Source organism: Collinsella aerofaciens, from assembly GCF_015554145.1.
Classification (GTDB): Bacteria; Actinomycetota; Coriobacteriia; order Coriobacteriales; family Coriobacteriaceae; genus Collinsella; species Collinsella aerofaciens_AA.
The window spans coordinates 63,713-87,123 of sequence record NZ_JADNHZ010000001.1; the positions used below are offsets into that span (position 1 = coordinate 63,713).

19 protein-coding genes are annotated in these 23,411 nt (G+C 61.0%); 3 read left to right on the forward strand and 16 right to left on the reverse strand.

Annotated features, from left to right (window positions below):
- Positions 1-19 precede the first annotated feature (19 nt).
- Together groES and I2E13_RS00340 are read right to left on the reverse strand one after the other, a co-directional pair.
- Positions 20-313, reverse strand: a complete 294-nt coding sequence (groES, locus tag I2E13_RS00335; RefSeq protein WP_022094351.1) for a co-chaperone GroES — start codon at positions 311-313, stop codon at positions 20-22.
- 918 nt (positions 314-1,231) lie between these two features.
- Positions 1,232-2,875 carry an amidohydrolase gene (locus I2E13_RS00340; protein WP_229057752.1) on the reverse strand — a complete coding sequence of 548 codons (1,644 nt, stop codon included), beginning with the start codon at positions 2,873-2,875 and terminating at the stop codon, positions 1,232-1,234.
- A 162-nt stretch (positions 2,876-3,037) separates the two neighbouring features.
- On the opposite strand from I2E13_RS00340, the gene I2E13_RS00345 reads away from it, so the two are divergent.
- Positions 3,038-4,501 carry a M20 family metallopeptidase gene (locus tag I2E13_RS00345; RefSeq protein WP_195403850.1) on the forward strand — a complete coding sequence of 488 codons (1,464 nt, stop codon included), beginning with the start codon at positions 3,038-3,040 and terminating at the stop codon, positions 4,499-4,501.
- Between the two features lie 106 nt (positions 4,502-4,607).
- On the opposite strand, the gene I2E13_RS11030 is transcribed toward I2E13_RS00345, so the two are convergent.
- The 13 genes from I2E13_RS11030 to I2E13_RS00410 form a co-directional block, all read right to left on the reverse strand.
- Positions 4,608-5,105, reverse strand: a complete 498-nt coding sequence (locus I2E13_RS11030; protein WP_271817550.1) for a DUF2752 domain-containing protein — start codon at positions 5,103-5,105, stop codon at positions 4,608-4,610.
- The gene (locus I2E13_RS00355) at positions 5,098-5,706 is read right to left on the reverse strand and encodes a DUF4234 domain-containing protein (protein ID WP_118081062.1); all 609 of its coding nucleotides are present in this window, start codon (positions 5,704-5,706) and stop codon (positions 5,098-5,100) included. Before I2E13_RS00355 ends, I2E13_RS11030 begins: the two co-directional genes overlap by 8 nt.
- Positions 5,707-5,901: 195 nt before the next feature.
- The gene (locus I2E13_RS00360) at positions 5,902-7,218 is read right to left on the reverse strand and encodes a zinc-ribbon domain-containing protein (protein ID WP_158567279.1); all 1,317 of its coding nucleotides are present in this window, start codon (positions 7,216-7,218) and stop codon (positions 5,902-5,904) included.
- A gap of 150 nt (positions 7,219-7,368) precedes the next feature.
- Positions 7,369-8,391 carry a YitT family protein gene (locus I2E13_RS00365; protein WP_195403851.1) on the reverse strand — a complete coding sequence of 341 codons (1,023 nt, stop codon included), beginning with the start codon at positions 8,389-8,391 and terminating at the stop codon, positions 7,369-7,371.
- Positions 8,392-8,614: 223 nt separating this feature from the next.
- Complete coding sequence (locus tag I2E13_RS00370; protein ID WP_195403852.1) at positions 8,615-9,136, reverse strand: Asp23/Gls24 family envelope stress response protein; 522 nt, start codon at positions 9,134-9,136, stop codon at positions 8,615-8,617.
- A gap of 44 nt (positions 9,137-9,180) precedes the next feature.
- The gene (locus tag I2E13_RS00375; RefSeq protein WP_233504631.1) at positions 9,181-9,558 is read right to left on the reverse strand and encodes a DUF2273 domain-containing protein; all 378 of its coding nucleotides are present in this window, start codon (positions 9,556-9,558) and stop codon (positions 9,181-9,183) included.
- On the reverse strand, positions 9,551-10,096 hold the full coding sequence (locus I2E13_RS00380; RefSeq protein ID WP_195403853.1) for an Asp23/Gls24 family envelope stress response protein: 546 nt from the start codon (positions 10,094-10,096) through the stop codon (positions 9,551-9,553). Before I2E13_RS00380 ends, I2E13_RS00375 begins: the two co-directional genes overlap by 8 nt.
- Positions 10,097-10,262: 166 nt before the next feature.
- Positions 10,263-11,069, reverse strand: coding sequence for a YebC/PmpR family DNA-binding transcriptional regulator (locus tag I2E13_RS00385; protein ID WP_006234926.1), 807 nt, complete (start codon positions 11,067-11,069; stop codon positions 10,263-10,265).
- A 164-nt stretch (positions 11,070-11,233) separates the two neighbouring features.
- Positions 11,234-13,417, reverse strand: coding sequence for a DUF6020 family protein (locus I2E13_RS00390; RefSeq protein ID WP_271817551.1), 2,184 nt, complete (start codon positions 13,415-13,417; stop codon positions 11,234-11,236).
- Between the two features lie 145 nt (positions 13,418-13,562).
- Entirely contained in the window at positions 13,563-14,384 is an 822-nt protein-coding gene (lgt, locus tag I2E13_RS00395) for a prolipoprotein diacylglyceryl transferase (protein ID WP_195403854.1), read from the reverse strand.
- 109 nt (positions 14,385-14,493) lie between these two features.
- Complete coding sequence (locus I2E13_RS00400) at positions 14,494-14,772, reverse strand: NifU family protein (RefSeq protein ID WP_035137589.1); 279 nt, start codon at positions 14,770-14,772, stop codon at positions 14,494-14,496.
- 172 nt (positions 14,773-14,944) lie between these two features.
- Positions 14,945-15,469 (reverse strand): deoxycytidylate deaminase, encoded by a 525-nt coding sequence (locus tag I2E13_RS00405; protein WP_099432128.1) that lies wholly within the window; start codon positions 15,467-15,469, stop codon positions 14,945-14,947.
- 84 nt (positions 15,470-15,553) lie between these two features.
- The gene (locus tag I2E13_RS00410) at positions 15,554-16,405 is read right to left on the reverse strand and encodes a type III pantothenate kinase (protein ID WP_195403855.1); all 852 of its coding nucleotides are present in this window, start codon (positions 16,403-16,405) and stop codon (positions 15,554-15,556) included.
- A gap of 192 nt (positions 16,406-16,597) precedes the next feature.
- On the opposite strand from I2E13_RS00410, the gene I2E13_RS00415 reads away from it, so the two are divergent.
- Positions 16,598-18,301 carry an OPT/YSL family transporter gene (locus I2E13_RS00415; protein ID WP_195403856.1) on the forward strand — a complete coding sequence of 568 codons (1,704 nt, stop codon included), beginning with the start codon at positions 16,598-16,600 and terminating at the stop codon, positions 18,299-18,301.
- A 201-nt stretch (positions 18,302-18,502) separates the two neighbouring features.
- Here the strand turns inward: I2E13_RS00415 and I2E13_RS00420 are convergent, their stop codons facing one another.
- Positions 18,503-21,958: a CAP domain-containing protein gene (locus I2E13_RS00420; protein ID WP_195403857.1), complete on the reverse strand. Its 3,456-nt coding sequence runs from the start codon at positions 21,956-21,958 to the stop codon at positions 18,503-18,505.
- A 307-nt stretch (positions 21,959-22,265) separates the two neighbouring features.
- Here I2E13_RS00420 and I2E13_RS00425 point away from each other — a divergent pair, with 307 nt between their 5' ends.
- Positions 22,266-23,405: a DUF389 domain-containing protein gene (locus I2E13_RS00425; RefSeq protein WP_195403858.1), complete on the forward strand. Its 1,140-nt coding sequence runs from the start codon at positions 22,266-22,268 to the stop codon at positions 23,403-23,405.
- Positions 23,406-23,411 lie beyond the last annotated feature (6 nt).

Below are 23,411 nucleotides of genomic sequence, written 5' to 3' on the forward strand. Positions count from 1 at the left end.
ATCAGAGATTCTGACGAGACTAGGCCTCGACGACAGCGTAGATGTCGTCGGCGCGCATCAGCAGATACTTCTCGCCGTCGACCTTGACCTCGTTGCCACCGAACTTACCATAGATGACAACGTCACCGACCTTGACGTCCATGGGGATGCGCTCACCCTTGTCGTTGACCTTGCCGGCGCCAACGGCAACGATGGTGCCGCGCTGCGGCTTCTCCTGGGCGTTGCTGGCGATATACAGACCAGAAGCGGTCTTCTGCTCGGCCTCGTCGGGCTTGACCAGAACACGATCTGCAAGCGGCTTCAAAGACGACATGCTTGTTTCCTCCTTTTTGGGCCGCGCGGTTATGCCGCGCGAATTAACCCTTTTTGTTTGCGTACGCGTTGAATGGTACCCACGAATGGCGGGTTATACAACACGGAGTCAAAAAATCTTATTTTTTGGCACTTAGATTTTCTGAATGCCGGGGGATAACTTAGCGATGCCTCCCGTGTGGCTCCGGAGGGGCGGGGCATAAGGTTTCCTGCTCGGGCAGTCCTGCTCGCACGAAGGCCACATTAAGTGGCCTTCGGCTCGTGCGGAACTCGCGATAAACCTTATGCCCCGCCCCTCCGGAGCCACACGGGAGCCAGGTTAACTAATTCGGTCCCGGCATTCAGAAAAGTCAGTGCAGCAAAATGGCGATGCGGATAGCGACATGTGCATGGTTTTCGCTGCGCGCACGGGTCCCCTGGGGAGCACCGTGCATTTTTGGGAGTATTCAGCAGGCCAGGGTGGCTGCATACGCGCCGGACATACCTTATTGGTCCCAAGAACGCCTTCAGCGGGCGGTTTTGGTCGGTGGGCAGACCCCGTTGGGACAAATGGGCGTACTTCGCGCCGTACCGGAGCCCAAAATGACGTCAATCTCCGTAACGTTACTCAGCCGCAGCGGCACCGGCAGAGCTCGCGGTGCTGAATACTCCGTTTTTTGCACGGCCCAGGCGGGGGTACATCAGGGCCGGAAAGAACATCTCAGCTTTTTTATGCAATCTGCAACTGGAAGTATGCAAAACACCATGAGGTTTCACTGCTGATGTCCAAATTGAACGCACGGAGCAGCACCTCAACCCCGCGCCCAAATCCAACAGAGCAGGGACGCACATGGCGGATCCTCACCGAAACGCAAACGCGGCTCGAGCGCCATCCCAAAATAAGCTGCCCGAGCCGCGTTAAACGGTAAGACATGAATACTTAGCGCTCGTAGATCAGGTTGCCGGCTAGGTAGGTGGCTTGGACTTTGGTGGCTTGGAGTTCTTGGGGGTCGATGGTGAGTGGGTTTTGGTCCAGGACTACCAGGTCGGCGTATTTGCCGGGTTCCAGGCTGCCGAGGTTTTGCTCGTCGCCCGCTGCATAGGCGCTGCCCAGGGTGTAGTTGCGCAGAGCCGTTGCCGCATCGATGCGCTCGCTCGGCAACCAGCCGCCCTCGGGCCAGTGGCTTTTGGGGTCCTGGCGCGTGATGGCCGTGTAGAGCACGTTCATGCTGGTAACGGGCGTGATAGGGCTGTCGGTACCGAAGGCTTGGCGAATGCCGCGCTGCTTATAGGTTGCGAACGGCCACATGATGCGGCTGCGCTCCAGGCCCAGATCGCGCTCCGGTCCACCCGGATCGAGCGTAATATGGCAGGGCTGGCTCGAGGCGACCACGTTGAGCTTGCGCAGGCGGTCGATGTCCTCGGGCAGAAGGTTCTCTAGGTGCTCGAGCGTGTTATGGCCGTGCTGGGGCAGGCCGTACAGGTCGGCCGCTTCCTCGAAGATATCCAGCGCGGCATGAATCGCACCGTCACCAATAACGTGGATGCGTACGGTATGACCGCGCTCCGCGGCCGCCAGAACCAGTTTGCGCATGCGCTCAGCCGGGACCGTCAGACGGCCCCGGTCGCCCGGGAAGCGCGGATTGGTATAGGGCTCGGTGAGATATGCCGTGTGTTCGCTCGACACGCCATCGAAGAACTGCTTAAAACCTGGCGCCGAAAGCAGCGCGTTGTTCGCGTAACGTACCTGGAGCTCTTCTAGACGCGACTGGTCATCCAGCAGCGTGGGGAACAGATGGGCACGAATGCCCAGCTTGCCGGTCGTCTGCAGCTTGTCGTAGACATCGTCGCGGATAAAATCACAGCCCAGCATGGGCATGAGCGACATATCGCAGATCGAGGTGATGCCCTGCTCGGCCATGCGCCTCATTTGATCGGCGTAAGCGCTTGCGATGCGATCTTCGCCCAGCCACTCAAGACAGCGCGGCAACAGCTGCATGGCAGCCGCTTCGTGAGCAATGCCCGTGAGCTCGCCGTTTGCGTCCTTGTCGTAGCTGCCGCCCGCCGGCGGCTCGCTGTCGCGCGTGACGCCGAGCGCCTCGAGTGCGCGGCTGTTGAGCCACAGCGTGTGGCCGTCGCCCGAATACATAACGCAGGGACGATCGGGGAATGCCGCATCGAGCGACGCCTTGGTAGGATGCTCGGGCGGGTCCCAACGGTAGTCGCGCCAGCCCTGCGTCACAACCCAAGCGTCGTCGGGCAGGTCCTGGGAAAACTCGAGCGCGTGCTGTACCAGCGCCGCCTCGGACGTGCCCATATCCATGAGCATGTACGGCGAGGAACCGACCGAGGTATGGAAGAAGTGCAGATGAGCGTCATGGAAACCGGGGCAGACAAACTGCTCGCCGTAGTCGAGAACCGGCGTGGCGGCGGGAGCGGCGGCGATCACGTCATCGGGCTTGCCGACTGCGACGATACGGTCACCTGCGATGGCAATCGCCAGCTCACGAGCAGTATCGATGCCGTCTTGCGCGGTAAAGACGTTCTTGGAGCGGATAATCCGATCGATATGTTGCATGGGCATCCCCATCTCTGGCAGGAAATTCAACACCCCCGAGTGTACTCCCCCGTCTCGGTTACAAAATGCCAAGCGGCAAACGGCAGCTTTGCCAGCCCTAGCGGCAGGTGGCATACTGGAGAGAGCCTGTACGATTTTGCGATCAACCCAGCAAGGAGCAAATCGATCATGACGAAGACCAAGGCACAGCAGATTATGGCGGCGACCGAGGCTCGCGCGGCAGACGACGTCACCGCGGCCATCCGAGATATCGCCGCCGAGTTTGAGCCCTATATCATCAAGCAGCGCCGGCACTTCCATAAGCATCCGGAGCTGAGCCTCGCCGAAGAGCGCACAACCTCCGACATCGCCAACCAGCTCGACGCCATGAATATCCCCTATGAGCGCCCCCTTAAGACGGGCCTGGTGGCGACCCTCCGCGGCACCGCACCCGACGCCTACCGCGAGGACGGCACGCCGCGCCGCCGCATCCTGCTGCGCGCGGATATTGACGCCCTGCCCGTCACCGAGCAGACCGGCGAGGAATTCGCCAGCGTCAACGAGGGCTGCATGCACGCCTGCGGCCACGACTGCCACATCGCCATGATGCTCGGCACGCTGCAGATCCTGCGCCATATGACCGACGACATCCACGGCGAGGTCCGCATCGTCTTCCAGCCCAGTGAGGAAAACGGCCAGGGCGCCAAACTCATGATCGGCACGGGCGTGCTCGACGGCGTCGATGGCGCTTACGCCGCGCACATCTGGAGCGAGGTCGACGCCGGCACCGTAAGCTGCGAGCCCGGCCCGCGCATGGCCAATACCGACTGGTTCCGCATCGATGTCCGCGGCACCTCGTGCCACGGCGCCATGCCCCAGCGCGGCCACGACGCCGTCATGGTTGCCGCCGAGATCGTCAATGCCCTGCAGACCATCGTCTCGCGCGAAATCAGCCCCTACGAGCCGGCCGTCATCACCGTCGGCGAGCTGCATGGCGGCACCGCGCGCAACGTTATCGCCGGCACGGCCTACCTCGCCGGCACGGTGCGCACCTACGGCGATTCGACCCACGAGGAAATGCCGGAGCTTATGCGCCGCATCGTGGAGCATACTGCGGCCGCCTTGGGCGCCGAGGCAGAGCTCACCGACTACACCATCGCCAACTACAAGGTCGAAAACGACGCGGGCTCGAGCGAGCGCTGCCGTCAGGCTGTAATTAAGTGTCTGGGCCCCGCCGGCCAAGGCCATTATCGTGGCACGCTTTCGGGCGAGGATTTTTCGGAGTACCTGCGCCGCGTACCGGGCGTGCTCGCCTTTGTAGGTACGCGCAACCCCAAGATTGGCGCCACGTACGCCCAACATTCCTGCTTTTACAAGATCGACGAGAGCGTGCTGGCCAAGGGCTCCATGGTGGCAGCCCAGTATGCTATCGACTTTTTGGCCGAGCCCACGCAAGAGGAGCTCGACGGCCCCGCGATTACCGCGGTCGCCGAAACCAACCCCGACTTGGCCGCCAAGCTGCGCTCTGCCAAGGCCACGGCCGCTGAGGCGCGCGACGCCATGCACGATGCTCGCACCGCCCGCCATGCTGCAATCAAGGGCATCCACGATGCGCGGGCTGCCGCTCGCCACGAGGAAAAGCGCGACGAGTAGCCGTCACGCCCATCCATAACAGCCTGGCTAAAGCAAAGCGGGGGCGGACGTTATCTCAACGTTCGCCCCCGCTTATGTGTCGACCGTTTTTCTAGCGCGTCCTCCGTCACGCCAGGTAAGAGCGAAGGATGGTGAGCCAGCGTGGGGGTTCGAGGTGGATGATATCGTCGGGAACTCCGGCGGGCGCATAGCCGCCAAAGAGCAGACCGGCATCTGCCGGATTGATGAGGCGCACGATCCATACGACGACGACCAGCACGCACAACACGGTGACCGCACTGTCGATACCACGCTTTAGCTTGCTCGATGCCACCTCCTCGCGCACGAACGCGAGCACAAACGCAATCGGCACCACCCAAAACAGCGGATGGTAGGCAAAGGCAGCCGCATAATCGAGGCGCAGCGCCGCCAGCCACGCCCTCGTCATGCCGCATCCCGGACAAGGAATGCCCGTCATCAATCGAAAAATGCAGCCAATGTCGAGCAGGTAGAGCGCGAGCCAGGCGACAAAGAGCGCGCCGGTGCAAAAAAGGGCGCGGCGAAGGAGCTCTGCCGTGCCCCTATGTCCCTGGGAGCTGTTCACGCCGCCCTTATTGTTAGGCACGAGCGCCAAGGCGAGTGTTGTAAGCCGTTGCCATGGCATTGGTATTATTGATGACGATGTTCATAGCGAAGATGGGACCAAGGCCGCACAGGAGCGCGCCGAAGATCTGCCACAGAAGAACGGTGGTGCCGTTTTCCTGGAACACCAGGCCGTAGCGAGGAGCGTTGGCCTGCAGGCGGTTGCCAATCTTGTAATACCAGTAGTACGCGTAGAAGCCGCAGGTCACAAACGATAGAAGGATGAATTCCGCCAGACCCGGCGTGTAATCGCCGTCATCCTGACACAACGTGTTGACGTCGCGTGCCAAGCAATACAGGAAGTAGAACGAATAGATACCGCAGGTCACAAGAGAGAGCAGCAGCCAGCCGATCAGGCTGCGGTCAGCCTTAATGGGGCCATAGCCCATCGGAGCGGATGCGGACTGTTGGGCGTATTGACCGGTGTACTGCTGCTGAGGCTGGGGCGCGGGCTGAATAGCCTGGGCCGGAGCGGGCTGGGGCTGCGGGGCCGCAGCGGCAGAAGCGGCACCAACGGCGGATCCGCAAACAGGGCAGAATTTGGCATCATCCGAAATGGGAGAACCACAAGTGGGACAGAACATGAGCCTCTCCTTTTCCTAAGGCGTCGCACGCCTTCAAACCTTACACGTCTACGTTCTCAACAATAGCCGCGACGTTGTTGCGCAACATTGACCAATTTCCGAGAAATTTTGCTGCAACCGTTTTCCCAGGCATTTTCTTGCTTTCGCAGTAGAAAAAGGCACCCCGGGCTCAGTTGCCCAGGGCGCCTCGACCGGCTATTCGGTTTGATTGTTTTCGGCAGCAGGATTATCGCCCGGCTCATCCGCCGGCGTGGCAACGGCATCCCAATCGGGCTCCGCAGGCGTCGCCTCGGACGCCGGTGCGGGGACAGGAGCAGGTGCCGGGGCAGGGGCAGGCGCGGGTGCCGGGGCAGGTGCAGGCGCGGGTGCCGGGGCAGGCGCAGCACCAGTGGCTGCCGTGGGATTGAATCCCGCAGGAGCAGGCTTCTTCTCACCCGGGAGCACAAAAGTCAAAACGTCGTCCTTGTCCTCATCGGCCCATTCGCTTGCATAACGTGCAGCCCAATAGCCAACGGCACGGTGCTTGAGCATCTTGCCAAAGACCGTAAGGAACACCGTGACGAATGCAATCAGCACCAGGAACAATACGAGCGTGACACCACCGGCGGTAACAATCGCCTCGATACCCGTGGGGCGATAGTAATAGCCGTACGCGCCAATTCCGGCGATGGCACCAAAGACAGCTGTCAAGATCCACGTAATGGCGTTGGAAACCAGGCCCGTCAAAAACTCGGGAAGGAACGAAGCACAGAACAGCTTGGTCTTGTTGTGCTTAAAGGCCGCCCAAACCTTATCGAGCGAAAACGCGCTCTCGACGCGACCGGTCACCGCAAAGTGCATCACGGCGATGTCGGCGAACATCTTAAAGAAGACACCCAGAATCGCCGAGGCAATCAGAGCCAGGACAAGCAGGCCGAGCGAACCGAACAGCGCTGCCTCGAGTGCATAGGAGCCGTAATAAGAATACGAGCCCGCGGCGCCAATTACCACGCCCTCCACCAGCGAAAGCACTACACCGATAACGGGAATGGCAGCGATAACCTCGAGCACCACCGAGATGACGCTCGAAAAGACTCCGAGACCAAACGACGTGGAGCGCATGAGTGGACGGTCCATGCCGTCATCGACCTTGAGCGAAAGATCACGTCCCCACTCAATACCAAAGCCGGAACCGCACACGCTCGCAATGCAAGCTGCCAAAAAGCCGATGGCAGCCGCAATGCCGCCAATAACGGGAATAAACAACACGAGCACCGACACAACGCAAATCAGCGCCGGCAAAAACGCGATTTGGCATACACGCTGAAGCACGCCTGGAGTCTTTGTCATATCTTGGAACGCCTGAGCCGTGCAGCCCTTTGGCGCATTCGCCACGGGCGGTTGCGGAACAAACTGCTGAGGCTGAGGCTGACCCTGAGGGGCGGAGGCTGCAGCGCCGGCATTGGGGGCACCGCACACGCCGCAGAACTTGTCGTTATCGCCCATGGGGGCGCCACACTGCGAGCAGAACATCGAAATCATCCCTTCGTATCTTGAGCGAGTCACCTGGATCGCAAACGATGTCTTTGGCATCATTATCACCCAATGTGAGTTCAAATACTCAAAGATGACCGATTTGCAAGGTACACGGCGCCAGCAGGCGGTTCGTTGAATGCGTTCGCGCTAGTTCGTACCGCGGAAACCCTTGCCGACGATCTCGGAACTGTCGACAATCGTGATAAAGGCACCCGGATCGACTTCGCGCGCATAGCGGCGCAGCTGCACGGCCTCGCGACGGCTCAGCACGCTCATGATCACCGTCACGCACTTGCCCGAGAAGGCACCGTAGCCGCGACAGATGGTCGCCGTACGGTTGAGATGCTTGACGATAAACTCCTCGACCTTAAGGGGCTCGGAACAAATGACCGTGCAGACCTTACGAAGGTGAATGCTCTCGATGGCCTTGTCGACCACGAGCGTCTTGGCAAACAGGCCGAGCACGCAATACAGGCCGACACGCGGACCATACAAAAAGGCCGCGATGGCCACGATGCCGATATCAACCAACAGCAGCGCGCGGCCAATCTCGAGCGTGGTGCGGCGCTTGAGGATCATGGCGAGGATGTCTGTGCCGCCCGTCGAGGCGCCAATATCAAAGACGATGGCGCTGCCGAGCGCCGGCAGTATCACGGCAAAGCACAGGTCGAGCCACATATCGCCCGTCATCGAAACATCAGTCGGAATAAAGAGCTCAAAAAACGAAACATAGGCGGACAGCGCAAACGAGGCGAAGACGCTCCACAGGATTGCCTTGCGCTCCAAAAAGATAAAGCCCAAAACGACGAGAACCGCGTTGATAATCCACATAAAGACGCCGACGGGCAGGGTCGGGAACAGCGTGGACAGAATGACCGACACGCCCGAGGTGCCGCCAAAAGCAAAGTGATTAGGGGTTTTAAACGCAACGATGGCAAAGGCCGTAAGAATCAGGCCCAGATTGAGCTCGGCGAAAAAGCGCGGGAAGCCCGGCTCCTGGCTGCGCTTTTGGCCGGCACGCTCGCCGCGCTCAATATCGGTGCGATCAACCACGCGCTCCATCGGCACCACGGGAGGACGATGCACCTCCTCGGCAGCTCGCGATGCCGCCTCTGCCGCGGCAGCCTCAATTGCCCATGCCTGGCTTTCTGTTTCGTGCTCGTCAGCCATTACGGCAACCCCTCGTTAACAATTTGGAAACAATGCGCCCATTAGGGTAACGCGGAACGCGACGATTGCAACCCCTAGTTAGACGAGCGGTATGCCTACATCGGGGGCATACAAATAACGGCCGGCCGCACATACATCCGTGCGACCGGCCGTTTGACGTTTTCGCAGATAAAACCTGCCAAAATAAACCTGTCCCTTTTTGGCAGGTTACCTTTTTGGTAGGCTACTCGTGCTGGTTGGTGCGGTGCTCGTACTCCTCGGGGGTGATGACATCCTCGATGCGCAGGTTGACGCCCGCCACCTCAAGGCCGGTCATCGCAGCCAGACGCTCGGTCACGCGTGCCTTAACGTCGTCGAAAATCGCGGGCGCGTAGGCGCCGTACTCGATAATGACGGAAATGTTGACGACCACGCGGTTGTCATCGGTGACCTCGACCGTCACGCCCTTGGTCAGATTCTCGGCACCAAACTGCTCCTGCACAAAGTGCATGAGGTTGCCCTTCATGCCCAAGACGTGCGGCACCTCGCGGGTGGCCATAGCGACGATCTTCTCAATCACACCGTTGGAATAGGTCAGCGAGTCCTCGGACTCGTCTGTTTCCTCATCGTCCTCGTCCGCATCGTCGGCGGGTTCGGCCTCGACGAGCGCCTCGTCCTCGAGCGTTACGTCCTCGGCCTCGGCGGTGACGGTCTCGTCTGCCTCGAGCTCGGTATCGGCCACATCGACCTTCGTGTTAAAAGCCATGGTTCCTCCTTATGCCCACCGCACACGCGGCGGTCGAATACATACTAGCGGCCGCTAAACAGACGACCGAAGAAGTTGACGATCCCGTTCTCGCCGTCACGGATCTGGCCAATCACGGCGCCGATCAGTACAAAGAAAGCGATGACGAGCGTATCCCACAGGCCGAGCGTGAGCACCAGCACGGCGAGCACAAAACCAGCGACGGCTCCAAGCGTGGTGTTGGGATGACGGACGGCATAGCTCCAGATGGCTGCCCCCGTACCCTTGATGAGACCCATGGCCTCATCAAAATCATTGGCGACCGCGTCATGCGACTCGGTACCCTCCACCTTGGGATCGACGACCTCGCTAGCCGGCGCGGCGCTCTGATCGATAGTCAGGCGCGGAGTGCGGACGGTCTTGTCTTGATTGGTATCACTCACCGGAAACCTCCACGGTCTGGACGGTAGTCTTGGACGGCAAAAAACGAACGCGTGCGGTCGTGCCCGGCGTGCCGAGCATGGTGTCGCAGGCCTCTTCGATACGTTGCTGCATCGCGGCTGCAAGGGAGGCCACATCCCGGTCGTCGAGCGCGATGGCGTCGACCTTAAAACGGACGCGCGATTCGTCGGAGCCCTGCACGCGCGCCTCGACATGCTCGACCATCACGCGGTCGTCGCGCTCTGCCGCGGTGCGAGCACACGAGGAGAGGGCGGCGAGCGTGACCTCGATATTACGCTCCCCCGCCGGATGCACGCAGGACGGCTCGCGACGAGCAAACATCAGGCGAAAGAAACACACGAGCACGCCGAGCGCCACGACACCGCCGCACGCCGTAACAACGATGCGAGGCAGCGAATCGCGCATCAGCAGCATAAAGCGATAGGTATATGGCCCCCAAAACTGGCAGACCAACGTACCCAGCGCCACAACGGCGGCGACAAGATACACGATCGCCAGGGCTCGTTTGAGCACGCGCATGCGGCGCTCCCTTCAAATCTCGATCCAAGGAATGCAAAACGGTTCGCATCATTATAAAAGAGCCGGGTCCGGTGCTCTACGCACGCGGATCCGGCTCATCTATTCCACGAGGCTTGCATGCTCGCTTCATTATGCCCAGATATGCACGGCTTAACCCGTGCGGGCGCTACTCCTCCTCGAGGGCAGCGATGACTTCGTCGGTCATGTCCATGGTGCTGTAAACATCCTGGACGTCGTCGAGCTCCTCAAGACGGTCGATGAGGCGCTGAACCTTCTTGGCGTCGGCGCCGGAGACCTCGGTCGGGGTGGTCGGGACCATGGTGGTCTCGGAGCCCTTGACCTGGACGCCCTGCTCCTCGAGCGCCTTGGAGACAGCCATGACCTCGTTGGCAGTAGTCCAGACGATCCACTCCTCGCCGGCGTCCTCGTAGTCCTCGCCACCGGCCTCGGCGATGGCCATCATGAACTCATCCTCGTCACCGGCAGCACCGTTGGCGATCATGGTCTCCTTCTTGGCGTTCTCGTCCAGGATCTCCTTGGCGACGACGATCTGGCCCTTGCGCTCAAACTGGAAGGCGACGGAGCCGGAGGTGCCCAGGTTGCCACCAGCGTGGGAGAAGGCGGAACGGACATCAGCGGCGGTACGGTTGCGATTGTCGGTCAGGCAGTCGACGTAGACGGCGACACCGGCGGGACCGTAGCCCTCGTACACGATGTTCTCGTAGACGGCGGCGTCAGCACCCGAACCAAAAGCCTTGTCGATAGCGGACTTGATCTTGTCCTTAGGCATGGACTGAGCCTTGGCCTTGGCAACGGCAGCGGCGAGGCTGGCGTTGTTCTCGGGCAGCGGGTCACCGCCGAGACGGGCAGCAACGGTGATGTTGCGGCTGAGCTTGGAGAAGAGGGCGGAACGCTTGGCGTCCTGCGCGCCCTTACGATGCTTGGTTGTGGCCCACTTAGAGTGTCCGGACATACGTGTCTCCTATCGGTTTCGACCTAAAGCCCAGCGCAGATGCTCGGGCAATATAAACAAACGTCGTTATGATATACCTACTGGCCTGCGAGATAAACCCCAAAATGAAGGCGTCGTGATGATGACCCCTTTGGTGCAAAGAAACCTGACCCCAGTGCACCAAGTTAGGACCAGAGGAAGTCGCTGCGGGTGACGGTGGCGCCGATGGCGAAGGGCATACAGGCGATGACCGGATACAGGTAGCGCATGTAAGTCGAGCCGTTGCACGGGCCAATCAGGCACACGGCGAGCACGCCCAACAGCGGCACCCAGATCGCCAGCGCACGCCATGAATGACGACGCAGTAGATAGGCCACCACGACGATCATGATCCACACATAGGTGGCCGAGCTCATGGTGAGCGAGATAAACGGGACGCGTTGTACTGCCACGCGATACAGGTTGATCAGGTGGTCGCACCAGCGCACGACCTTGCTATCGACCGGATGGAAGTCAAAGTATTTGAGGTTATCGGGCTTCGCCATGATCTCGGCACTACGCGCCGTGCTGTAGACCCACGCATCACGGGCACTCGGATAAAAGTAGCCGTAGTAGTTATTGATGAGCGCCGAGATATAGCACTCGGGATCCTTTTTAAACATCTGGGCCCACACCTCAAAATAGGCCTTGATGTCATCCTGCGAGGCGTACTCGTTAAAGCAATTTTTGACGGCGTCGGACTTGTCGGGGTTGTAGCGGCGGCCCAGGTTCTCGTACTTGAGCACACGGTCGATCACGGCACGCTCTTCGTCGGTCACCGAACCGTCGCAAGGAGCCTCCACGATGGTGCCGTCCTCCTTAACCGTAGGGTTGACGCCCGAGTTAAGACCGTCGTGCTTTTGGACGAAACGAGCCGTCTGCTGGAACGGAATCGAGAGGATTTCGCGCTTGGAACCAGGCGTGATATCGTGCGCCGGCATAAAGACCTTGGTGAAGTACATATTAGAGGCAAGGCAGAGCGCGAGCACCGCGAGAACGCCAACCCAGCGGAAACGCGGGATGGTGCCCGAAGGCGCAGCACCAGTCTGCTTGGCTGCACGACGAGCCACATGCACGTCCCATACGCAAAACGCCGCCGCGATTACGCATGCCGCCAGGGGAAACACCAGGCCGCCGTTGCGCAGGAACGTGGAACCCATGGAGCCCAGAGCGAGCAGCAGCCAGTCGTGGCGCGCAAAGAGCACGGGGGCTTTCTCGCCCGCTCGCTCGACATTGGCATCGCGACGGGGCAGGCCGCATGCCACGAGCTTGACGGTCTGTACCAGCAGCACCAAGAACGCGTCGGCAAAGAGCACGTCTTTGGTGAGCAACGCCGCGTAGTTAGAGAACATCGGCATAAACGCAAAGAACAGCAAGATGACGCCGCGGACCGGCAGGCTCACGCCCAGCTTGCGCAGCGACGATATGGAATAGGCCATGCAGGCGGCCGTGATGACAAATTGGGCACAGGTGTAGATGGCAAGGCCCGCATTGGCGCTGTTGAATAGCGAAAGCCCCAGTTGCACACACGAGCCGATGATGGCCGTGTGCACCACCGGATGATGGCCGTTGAGCAGCACGTTGGGGTTAAGCAGGCGTAGGTAATCGCTCGTGCCGTTGGGGTAGTTGAACCATTGGCGGATCTGCGCGCCCGTATCTCCCATAAAGAGGCCGGGCAGCGAGGCGATAAGCGTGGGCGCCCAGACAATCATGAGCACAAGAAACGGCCCGACAAAAGGATGGACCGAGAGCACGGCGTGGGCAACACGCCACACGCGGCCAAAATGCGCCTCCGAAAACGGAATGCGGCGAGAGCTCAACCAATCCAAAAACTCAAAAGCCAGATAGAAGGCCACAATCGCCAAGAGCATCCAACCCGCGCCGCCAATCCAGGCGCAGATAACGCGTGCCTTGTCGCCCAGCACAGTCTCGGCCGAATCGGTAAGGTCGTAGCTACGGCCGAACACCATGCAGACGGCAAAGAACAGCGATGGCAGCACGACCGACGGACGCCAAGCGTCACCGCGACCAAAGAACACATAGCGAAACGGCAGCGTGAGCAAACAGGCAAGTGCGAGCAGCATCACTGCGTCGGTATGGCCGGCAAACGAGAGAAGTACCTCGTAGCACACATAGAGCGTACCCGTCGCCTTGGGATCGATCGCCAGGACCGCGTTACTCGACACCGGGGCGGGATCGATGGAAAACGCCGTGGTCGCCAACAGGGCGAGCACAAATGCGACGAGCGTCTGCTTGGCGGGATAGCGTTTAAACCAGACGATGCGAGCGGCATCGCGCGCAGCCGTTGTGGAGAGGTCGGAATCCTTCACAGTCCGAATAGCCTTTCTAGAAACCTGCCAAAAAAGAACAGGTTTATTTTGACAGGTTTTATCTGGGGAAACGTTACGGTTCTGTCATCGTTGCCCGGCAAAACCACCCCCAAGGTGCCTACCCCTTTGTGGTGGTATGTGGCGGCTAGGCATCGAGGTAGACGCGCTGGGGACGGTTGCGGCGGAGGGCAAAGATGACGAGCGCCAGGCCCACAATCACGAGCGGCAGGCTCAGCAGTTGACCCATGGTGATGACGCCGCCCAGCAGATAGCCCAGCTGGGCATCGGGCACGCGCACAAACTCAATGAGGAAGCGGACGATGCCGTAGCCCATCACAAACACGCCCATAAACGTTCCCTGAGGCAGCAGCGGTTTTTTGCGGCTGAGCACCTGCAAGATGCAAAAGAGCACAATGCCCTCGAGAAACGCCTCGTAGAGCTGGGAGGGATGGCGCGGCATATCGCCCGCGGTACCGCCAAAGATCACGCCCCAGGGCAAATCGGTCGGCTTGCCCCACAGCTCTCCGTTGACAAAGTTGGCACAGCGCCCCAGGCACAGGGCCAGCGGAGCACCGATAACGGCAAGGTCGGCGATGGTCCAGGCATCGAGCTTGTACACGCGGCACACGAGCACGCCGCCGATGATGCCGCCCACGAGGCCGCCGTGGAAACTCATGCCGCCTTCGTTGGTGGCAAAGATCTCGAGCGGATGTGCCCAGTAGTAGCCGTCGCCGTAAAAGATGACGTAGAACAGGCGGGCGCCGATGATAAGGCCAAAGACCACACCGACCACGACGCTCGTCAGGTCGTCGACCGTAATGTCGAAACCCCAGCGACGCTGCGTGCGATACATGACGACCGCCGTGAGCAGAGCTCCGACCACATAGGCCAAGCCGTACCAGTAGATGGTGATGGGCCCCGCCGAAATGGCGACGGGATCAAGCATATGGTAGAGGTCGTTGAGCATATCGGTCCCCCTGCTCCCTACATACAAATGCGGCCGCGGGCCTTTCGCTCGCAGCCGCATATTTGGGCGTGACGTCTATGCGGAGCACATCGCCCGCAGCTTTCGCATCTTAGAACGGCGCGTACTCGTCGTACAGGTCCTCGGCCTCGCCGGAAGCATTGACCTGCTCAACGCGGGTAACGCCAGGCACGTGCTCCTTCAGGATGCGCTCGATGCCCATAGACAGGGTCAGCGAGCTCATGGGGCAGCCGGCGCAGGCGCCCTGCAGTTCCAGCTTGACAACACCCTCGTCGTCGACACCCACATACTCCATATCGCCGCCGTCGGCCTGCAGGTTGGGGCGGATCTCCTCAAGAACCTTCTTAAGCAGCTCTTCGTTAACAGCCACAGGGGCTCCTTTCTCACAATAACGCGGGCGCGCCCGCGGACAGAAGCTATGTTACTACAGCCGTGTACCCGCTCACGAGCCGTCCATGCGCGCAGACGCGACTTTCACGAGTAGTCAATTTGGGACGGGGCTCTTTTGGCTGCCTTTTGTTGCCAGCTGGCGTTGCCACGCGCTACTGCTGAGCCTGCCCCTCGGTGCCGATGTGAACATCGACGATAACCTGGCGGTAGCTGATGCCGCAGGAGTCGAGGATGCGGCGGCTGATGCGTCCGTCATCGGTGTCGGCGTACTTGTTGTCCAGGTAGACAACCTCGCCCACGCCCACCTGCGCCAAAATCTTGGCGCAGTCGTGGCACGGGAACAGCGTGACGTAGACCGTGGAACCCTCAAGATCTTTGAGCGAGCCACGGTAGTTGAGCACGGCGTTTGCCTCGGCATGCACCACGTAGTTGTGCTTGTCCTGCAACGGGTCGTCGCTCGTGCCCCACGGGAAAAAGTCATCGTTGAGCGCCGAGGGCGTACCGTTGTAGCCCACCGAAAGGATGCGGTGGTTGGTGCTGGCGATGCACGCGCCCACCTGCGTGTTGGGGTCCTTGCTGCGGCGCTGCGCGGCGATGGCCACGCTCATAAAGAACTCGTCCCAGCTAATGACGTCCAGGCGCTTGCCTGACGAAGTTTGATGAAGATCGTCCGACATGGCAGACACCTCCGTAATCGCAATAGTTTGACCCATTGTAGCAGGTGAAAGGTGGGGGCGTTTATCCCACCGGCGCCCTCACCTTTACACGCGGCGGGGCTTTTGGTTGATGTGGTAGAGCTCGGCGAGACCCCGCAGCGTCAGTGCGTCGTCGACCGTCAGGCTGTGGCCGACCAACGCCGCGAGCGCCTCGGCATCATCGCCGGTAATGACGATGGGCACGCCATCCTCCCCCGCCGCCTTGGTCGCGCGCATCTCGGCAAGCACCATGTCGAGCATGCCGTCGATGCGGGCTACCTCGCCCAAGACCACGCCCGAGCGCATGGCCTCGCGCGTGTTGCGACCGATCACATGCGTTGGCGCCGAGGGCTCGACCTGCGGCAGGCGCGCCGCAGCGGCCGAAAGCGAGCGGGCGCCAAGTGCCAGACCCGGCGCGATGACGCCGCCGACAAAGGTTCCGCGCGCGTCGATGACCTCGATATTGGTCGTAGTGCCCAAGTCGATCACGATACACGGAGAGCCGTAGACGGCACGGGCCGCCACGGCGTCGGCGATGCGGTCGGGGCCGATCTCGGCCGGGTCATCGTAATGCACGGGCATACCGGTCTTGAGGCCCGGCCCCACGGTAAGCACGCGCCCCGTGCAGGTACGGGAAAGTGCTGCCTTCCACGGGCGCTCGAGCGCCGGCACCACGCAGCTCAGCACGGCCGCCGCGGGAACGAGTGCACCCGGCATGCCCGCATCGGCTGCCAATGCGCCCATGACCTGCGCGAGCCTCATGCGCGCCTCGTCTGCCGTAATGCTCGACGGCGTCGTGATCTCGCACGTCGCAAGCGGGCATTCCTGCGCCGCGGCCGAATCCTCGGCAAACAGGCCAAAGCGAATGAACGTGTTGCCCACGTCGACCGTCAATATATATGCGCACCCATTAAGCATCGTCGGCGCTCCTTTCGTCTGCCCAGCAGTATATCGCCTACCTAAACCAGTCATCCCAAAATGACTAGCTTGCGGCTATACTGGTGCGCGGTCGCGCGCGAGCTCACGCGGCGGCCCTTGGTAACCCGACTTCCCGCGCCGTATCCGTAGCGGCGCTCCCGGGGGAAGCGGATATACGCAAAGGAGTTCTATATGAGCAATCCCTCGAACCGCGCCTCGATGCGCGGGCAACTCACGCTGCGCGGCGTCGTCATCGGCGTCCTTGGCTGCGTGATTATCACGGCAAGCTCGGCCTACACCGCCCTCAAGATGGGCGCACTCCCCTGGCCGATCGTCTTCGCTGCCGTCATCTCGCTGTTCTTCCTTAAGCTCATGGGCAACGCCAGCCTCAACGAGGCAAACGTCACCCACACCATCATGTCCGCAGGCGCCATGGTCGCCGGCGGTCTGGCGTTTACCATCCCGGGCGCCTGGATGCTGGGCTATGCCGACCAGATCAGCTGGCTCGACATGTTTATCGTGGCACTCGCCGGCACCATCCTGGGCCTGCTGGCCACCGCGCTCATCCACCGTCACTTTATCGTGGACGCCGCGCTTGAGTTTCCCACCGGCAACGCCGCAGCTCAGACCTTGCGCGCGACCGAGGCTGGCGGCAAAACCGGCAAGCAGCTCTTTGGTTCCATGGCCATCGCCGGCATCTACAGCGTGCTACGCGACGCCCTGGGCGTGGTGCCCAGCATGCTGTGCACGCTCAACATCCCCGGCGTGACCTTTGGCATCTACAACTCGCCCATGCTGCTCTCCGTCGGCTTCCTCGTGGGCTTCGCCCCGGTCGCTTTCTGGTTTGCCGGCGCGCTGCTGGGCAATTTTGGCATCATTGTCGGCGGCACCGCTGCCGGTCTGTTTGACGTTGTGACTGCGCAGGGCATCGTCAAGTCCCTGGGCATGGGCCTCATGATGGGCTTTGGTGTCGCCGTCGTCCTCAAGGACATCCTGCCGCAGGTCGCCGGCATCGTCCGCGGTCTTGCCGCCGACAGCTCCACCGACACCGACGAGCAGTCGCTCATCTCGGGCTCCCTTAAGCTCGACGCCGGCATCATCGGCCTGGGCGCTGCCGCCATCGCCGTGATCATCGCCATCGTGCTTGACCTTGGCCCCGTTCCGGCCGTCATCGTGACGCTGTTCACCTTTGTCACCACCATCATGAGCGCACAGAGCTGCGGCCAGACGGGCATCGACCCCATGGAGATCTTTGGCCTCATCGTTATGCTCATCGTGGCTGCCTTTGCACAGATCGCTCAGGTCAAGCTGTTCTTTATCGCCGGCATCGTGGCCGTGGCGTGTGGCCTTGCGGGCGACGTCATGAACGACTTTAAGGCCGGCGCCGTGCTGGGCACCAACCCGCGTGCGCAGTGGATCGGCCAAGCCATCGGCGGCATCGTGGGCGCCCTGGTCGCCGCAGCCGTCATGGTCGCGCTCGTCACCGCCTATGGCCCGGACGCCTTTGGCCCCGACAAGAGCTTTGTTGCCGCGCAGGCAAGCGTCGTCGCCACCATGGTCTCGGGCATCCCGAGCGTGCCGTGGTTCGTTGGCGGCTTTATCGCCGGCATCGTCATGTACTGGCTCGGCATTCCGGCCATGATGATCGGCCTGGGCGTGTACCTGCCGTTCTACATGTCACTCACGGCATTCCTGGGCTCCTGCGTCAAGCTCGCCTACGACAAGTGGTCCGCCCACCGCGACGCCACCGCTGGTCTTTCTGACGAGGAGAGGGCTGCCAAGGACGCCGCCTTTCAGGAGCAGGGCCTGGTTGCCGCCAGCGGCCTGCTCGGCGGCGAGTCTATCGTCGGCGTTATCCTGGCGTTTGTCTCCGTGGGTCTGAGCCTGCTGGGCTAAGCTGAGCAGCTGCTCGACAGCAACCATATTTCCCACGATTTGCCCGGTCGGTAGCTTTCGCGGCTACCGACCGGGCTTTTTGATACCAACGCAAAGAAAGGCCGGCGCGCTGCGTTTAACAGCGCGCCGGCCTTATTGGTTTAGCTATCGAAGCGTTCCTACTATGAACCGAAGTTCGTTGCAGAATCTACGCCCGGATCGCTACATGTGCTTGCGACGACGATCGCCCAGCGTCACGCCCGCGGCCACGAGGGTGAAACCGCCGATGACGAACACCTCGCCCGCAAGCGCGGAATCATCACCGGTCTGGGCGAGCGCGGCAGGCGCGGCCTGTTTCTTGGCAACGGGGACCTTTGCAGCAGCCTGCGCAACCTGAGGCCTGGCCTGCGGCTCAGCCTTGGGATGATACTTGTCGTACTCGGCCTGTGCGGCAGCCAGGGCATCCTTGGCATCGCCAAGCTCGGCCAGCGCGGCGGCATAGGCGTCGTTGGCATCGGACAGCTTGGCATCGGCATCGCTCAGAGCAGCCTTGAGGCCAGCGGCGGCATCGACGGCGGCCTTATAGCGAGCGTAGGCAGCGTTCAGCTTGACCAGCTTCTCGTTGCCCGTCGTGCCCGCGGCAAGGGATGCCTTGTGGTCGACAGCCTCAAGATCGGCCTTGAGTGCCTCATCGTTGGCAAGCTCGGCCTTGGCCTTGACGATCTCGAGGTTCGCATCGACGACGGCTTCGTTGGCGGCCTCAAGCTGCTTCTGGGCATCGGCGACACCGTCTACGGCAGCGTCATAGACGGCCTTAGCGTCGTCGACCGCCTTCTGAGCGCCGGCGAAGCGCTCGAAGGCCTTGTTTGCGCGGGTCAGCTCACCCTCGGCAGCCTTGGCCTCGGCCTGCGCGTCGGACACAGCCTGCGTCTTGGCGGCAACTGCCTGCTTGGCGTCCGAAAGAGCGGTCGCGGCCTGGGCATCTGATGCCTGAGCCTTGTCAACGCCAGCCTGGGCAGTGTCGTCGGCCTTCTTGGCATCGTTAAGCGTGCCCTGCTTGTTCGCAAGGTCCGCCCTAGCGGCGTCACGCTTGGCAGTGAGATCCTTGACCGAAGCAGTGGCGTTGTCATACGCCTCGTTGGCCTTGTCGGACTTTGCCTTGGCGGCATCGCGGGCGCTGCGAGCCTTCGCCTTGTGAGCAGCGGCATCGGCCGCCTTCTTCTTGCTGTCAGCAAGCGTGGCGTTTGCCTTGTCGAGGGCCGCCTGGGCAGTAGCGGCCTTGCTCTTGGCGGCATCGAGCTTGGCCTGAGGCGTCTTGACGTCGATGCCCTTGAGTTTGGCTTCGGCGGCGTCGTATGCCGTCTTCGCGGCGGCGGTGTTGGACTTAGCCTTCTCGTACTCGCCCTTGGCGGTGTTCATGTTCGTGTCGGCCGCGGTATAGGCGTCGCGTGCGTTTTCTTGCTTATCCAATGCGTTAGAATAAGCCGTTCCAGCAGCCCCGAAGTTCTTCTGCGCCTCTGCCAGCTTATTCTGAAGCTGCTTCAGCTGCTCCTTCTGCTCCTGAGTGCCGCCTGCGTTGTAGGCAGAGTCGATGTAGTCGTTCACGAGCTTCTTGAACTCGGAGACCGTGAAATCGGCCTGGCTCGCGCTTCCGCTATAGTCGAAAACGGTTACCTCGGAATCGGTGTTCTTGCCGCTACCGGTTGCGATACCGATAGCGGTAGCACCGGCATCGATGATGTTGAGATAGTGCCCGCACTCTTTGTAGATGCTGTAGTAATGCTGGTAGATATAGTATGAATCATATCGATGGCTTCCAAGTGCGTCACCATACTGTTCGACGTACTTATCGAATGCCTTTTTCTCCTGGGTGTAGAGACCGGTATATGGCCAGCCAAGCGTATCCTCGGTCTCGCCTCCGGTGTATGCTCCACCGCCGCCTGCAAGATTCTCGCTTTCATCGAAATAGCAGTCCGAGTGTCCCCAGATGTTCGATGAATATGATGTATTAAGGGCGGCTGCCGCAGTCATGCGGAGGCTGACGCTAAGCTCCGACTGACCGTTCGCCTTGCGGAGGTTGTTCTGGGTATCGAGATAGGTCAGGGCGTTACGCATCTGTTCCAAGGAGAGCGGATTGGTGTCGCGAGACATGTCCTGATCGACGTAATTATCATACCAGTCCTGTTTCTCTGTCGTCCCCATGAGCATCGACGCGGCAGTACTTGCATTCGACTTCTGCGTGGCTGTGAACTGGCTGCCGCCGATGATGTAGTTCATGAAGCCGAACATGCCCTGGCTGATGACATTCTGGTCTACGGTCATGTTCGACTTGAGGTCGGCAATCTGCTGATTAAGCTTCTCGACCTCGGCGTTTGCGGCGTCGTATGCATTTTGCGCGTCGGTTACTTCAGCACGAGCCTGATCGAACTCGTTGCTCTTCTGCTGACGAACCTCGACGAGTCGGTCGTACTCCGCCTTCTTGTCGGCCTCGGTCTGCTGCGCCTGCTCGTATGCCGACTTCGCGGCGTCACGCTTACTGGCCGCGTCCTTGTACTCCTTGTTTGCCGCATCGTATGCAGTCTGGGCAGATGCCACAGCAGCGTTGGCGGCGTTGGCCTTCTCCTGCGCGGCGGTGGCGGTATTCTGGGCCGCCTGCAGGTTCGCCTGGGCGGTAGCGTCGGCATCCGTCGCGGCATTGAGCTCCGCCTGCGCGGTCTTGAGCTCACCAGCAGCAGCTTTCTTGGCGGCCTCAAGCGCACTCAGGTCAACACCCGTACCCGAGACGGCAGCATCGAGCGCGGCCTGCGCCTGGTCGAACTTCTGCTGGGCGTTATCGCGCGCGGTGGTTGCGGCTGCGAGAGCAGCGGCAGTCTCCTGCTTCTTGGCCTGGGCAGTCGTCAAAGCTGCCTCGGTATTCTGCTTTTCCTGCTGGGCGCTGGCCTCGGCAGCCTTGGCCTGGTCCAGATTGTCCTGTGCAGTAGCAACGGCCTTATTGGCGTCATCGAGCTTTGCCTGCGCGTCCTCGACGGCCTTCTTGGCGGCCTCGTACTCGTCCATACCCATGGCCTCGAGCTTGGCCTGGGCATCATCGAGGGCCTTCTTGGCCTCATCCTGCTTTGCCTTGGCGTCCTTGAGCGCCTGGGTCTTATCCTCGACACTCTTGTTGGCCTGTTCGAGCTGATCGTTCAGGTCGCCCAGCTTCTTCTGCTGCTGCTCGGTCTTTTCGACGGCGACTTTGAGCTCGTCAATCTTCTCCTGGAGCGCGGCGACTTCTGCTGCGTTCTGCTCGATTTCGTTGTCGCTCACAGCCTGCGAGGCCTGATTCTTTTGCTGCTGTGCCTGCTTTTGAGACTGGCCCGCCGCGTCGGCCTTCTTCTGAGCCGCATCGTAGGCGGCCTGAGCGTCCTTGAGCTGCTTTGCCGACTCCTCTGCCAGCTGGGCAGCCGTCTTTACGACCGCTTGGTTGCCGGCGGCAACGGTGTTCTCTACAGAACTACCCCCCCCCTGAACAGAATCGCCGTTATCTGCCGTCGGTGCGGCGATTGCCGCCAGCGGCGACATGAGCGGCTGAGCGATGAGGCCCGCCGTCAAAACGGTTGCGACGGCGCGGTTGGCAACGCCCTTGACGTTGACGGCCTTGGCCCGAGGCTCAAAGTGTTGTGGACTGTAGTTTGCCATGGCTTTCTCCCTTTGACACGGATGTATCCATACGCTTCAAAATGTAGGAGCTGATTTTTGAATTCTGTTGCGCAACATTGGTCACCAGCGGATTTTTTGAAATTCGCGCTCTCGTGCTTCACAATTTCGTCACATATGTAGGAGCTGGTGCATCATATTCTTGCGGGATCGAATTGAGCCTGTGATTTGTATTTGCTCCCGCGTCATCCACCCTATCGGATTCCGCATCCAACAGACACCCCGCCCGCCACGGTGTAGAGTTAAGACAACGGGCGCGTTGCGCGGCCCGTGCCAGAACGAGGTGAACATGGAACTCGATAACCAACAGCTCAAGCGCCTGCGCGAGCGTCATCATCGGCGTCACGGCATCCGCCCTGCCCATAGTGAGGCCATGGAGAACGCCACCCGCTTCCTAAAGCGCGCATTCAACATTCGCGAGGGACGCGCGCCCTATCACGTGATCCGCAAGCGTTTTGTAAACGGGGCGCGTCTGACTGGCTCCCACCTATGCATCCTCATCATCGCCATGTTGATCGCGAGCATCGGCCTCGATATCGATTCGGACATCGCCATCGTGGGCGCCATGCTCATCTGCCCGCTCATGGGCTCGGTTCTTGCCATGGCATACGGCATTGCCACGCTCGACCGCGAGATTACCGTCGAAGCCGTCGCCAGCCTTGCGCTGCAAATGGCCTTTTGCCTGGTCACATCCACGTTGTACTTTAAGCTCTCGCCCCTTGGCACCACCACGGCCGCCATTATCGACAATTCGACACCGACTGTCTGGGACCTCGCTGTCGCGCTCGCCGGCGGCTTTGCAGGCGGCCTGGGCAACTCGCGCGACCAGGAACCCGCCACGCTCATCGCCGGTGTGGCCGTGGCGACCGCGCTCATGCCACCCCTGTGCGCGGCGGGCTACGGCATCGCCATCGCAAGCGGGTCGCTGTTTCTCTCGGCGCTTTACGAGTTTGGCATCAACGTGGTCTTTATCGCACTGGCTGCCGAAGCCGTACTACTTCTATTGCGTGTGCCGCTCAAGCGCGACCTCAACGGCGACGGTATTGTGACTGCTGAGGAAAATGCCGAGGTCGACGAGCTGTCACGCAAGGTGCGCCGCCGCATTATTGTGGGCACGGTGATCTTTGCCATCCCCTGCATCGCTATGACCGCGGGGTCTATTGGCTCGGCGCAGGTCGGCGTGCAGGACGGCTACGGCGTCACCGAGACCACACGCGAGCTTGCCGCGGTGCTGCCGGGCTTTAAGGATTACACCGTCGCCGTCGAGACCTCGGCCACCGAAGGGGACGAGGAAGGCATTGTAGAGCGCGAAATCGTCGCCCACGTGACGACGAGCGAGACACTCGGGGCACACGACCGTCACGTCGCCCGCAAGCTCATCGACCTCAACGTGCCCGAGCTCGATCGCGTGGAGTTCGATGTGAAGTGATGCGGG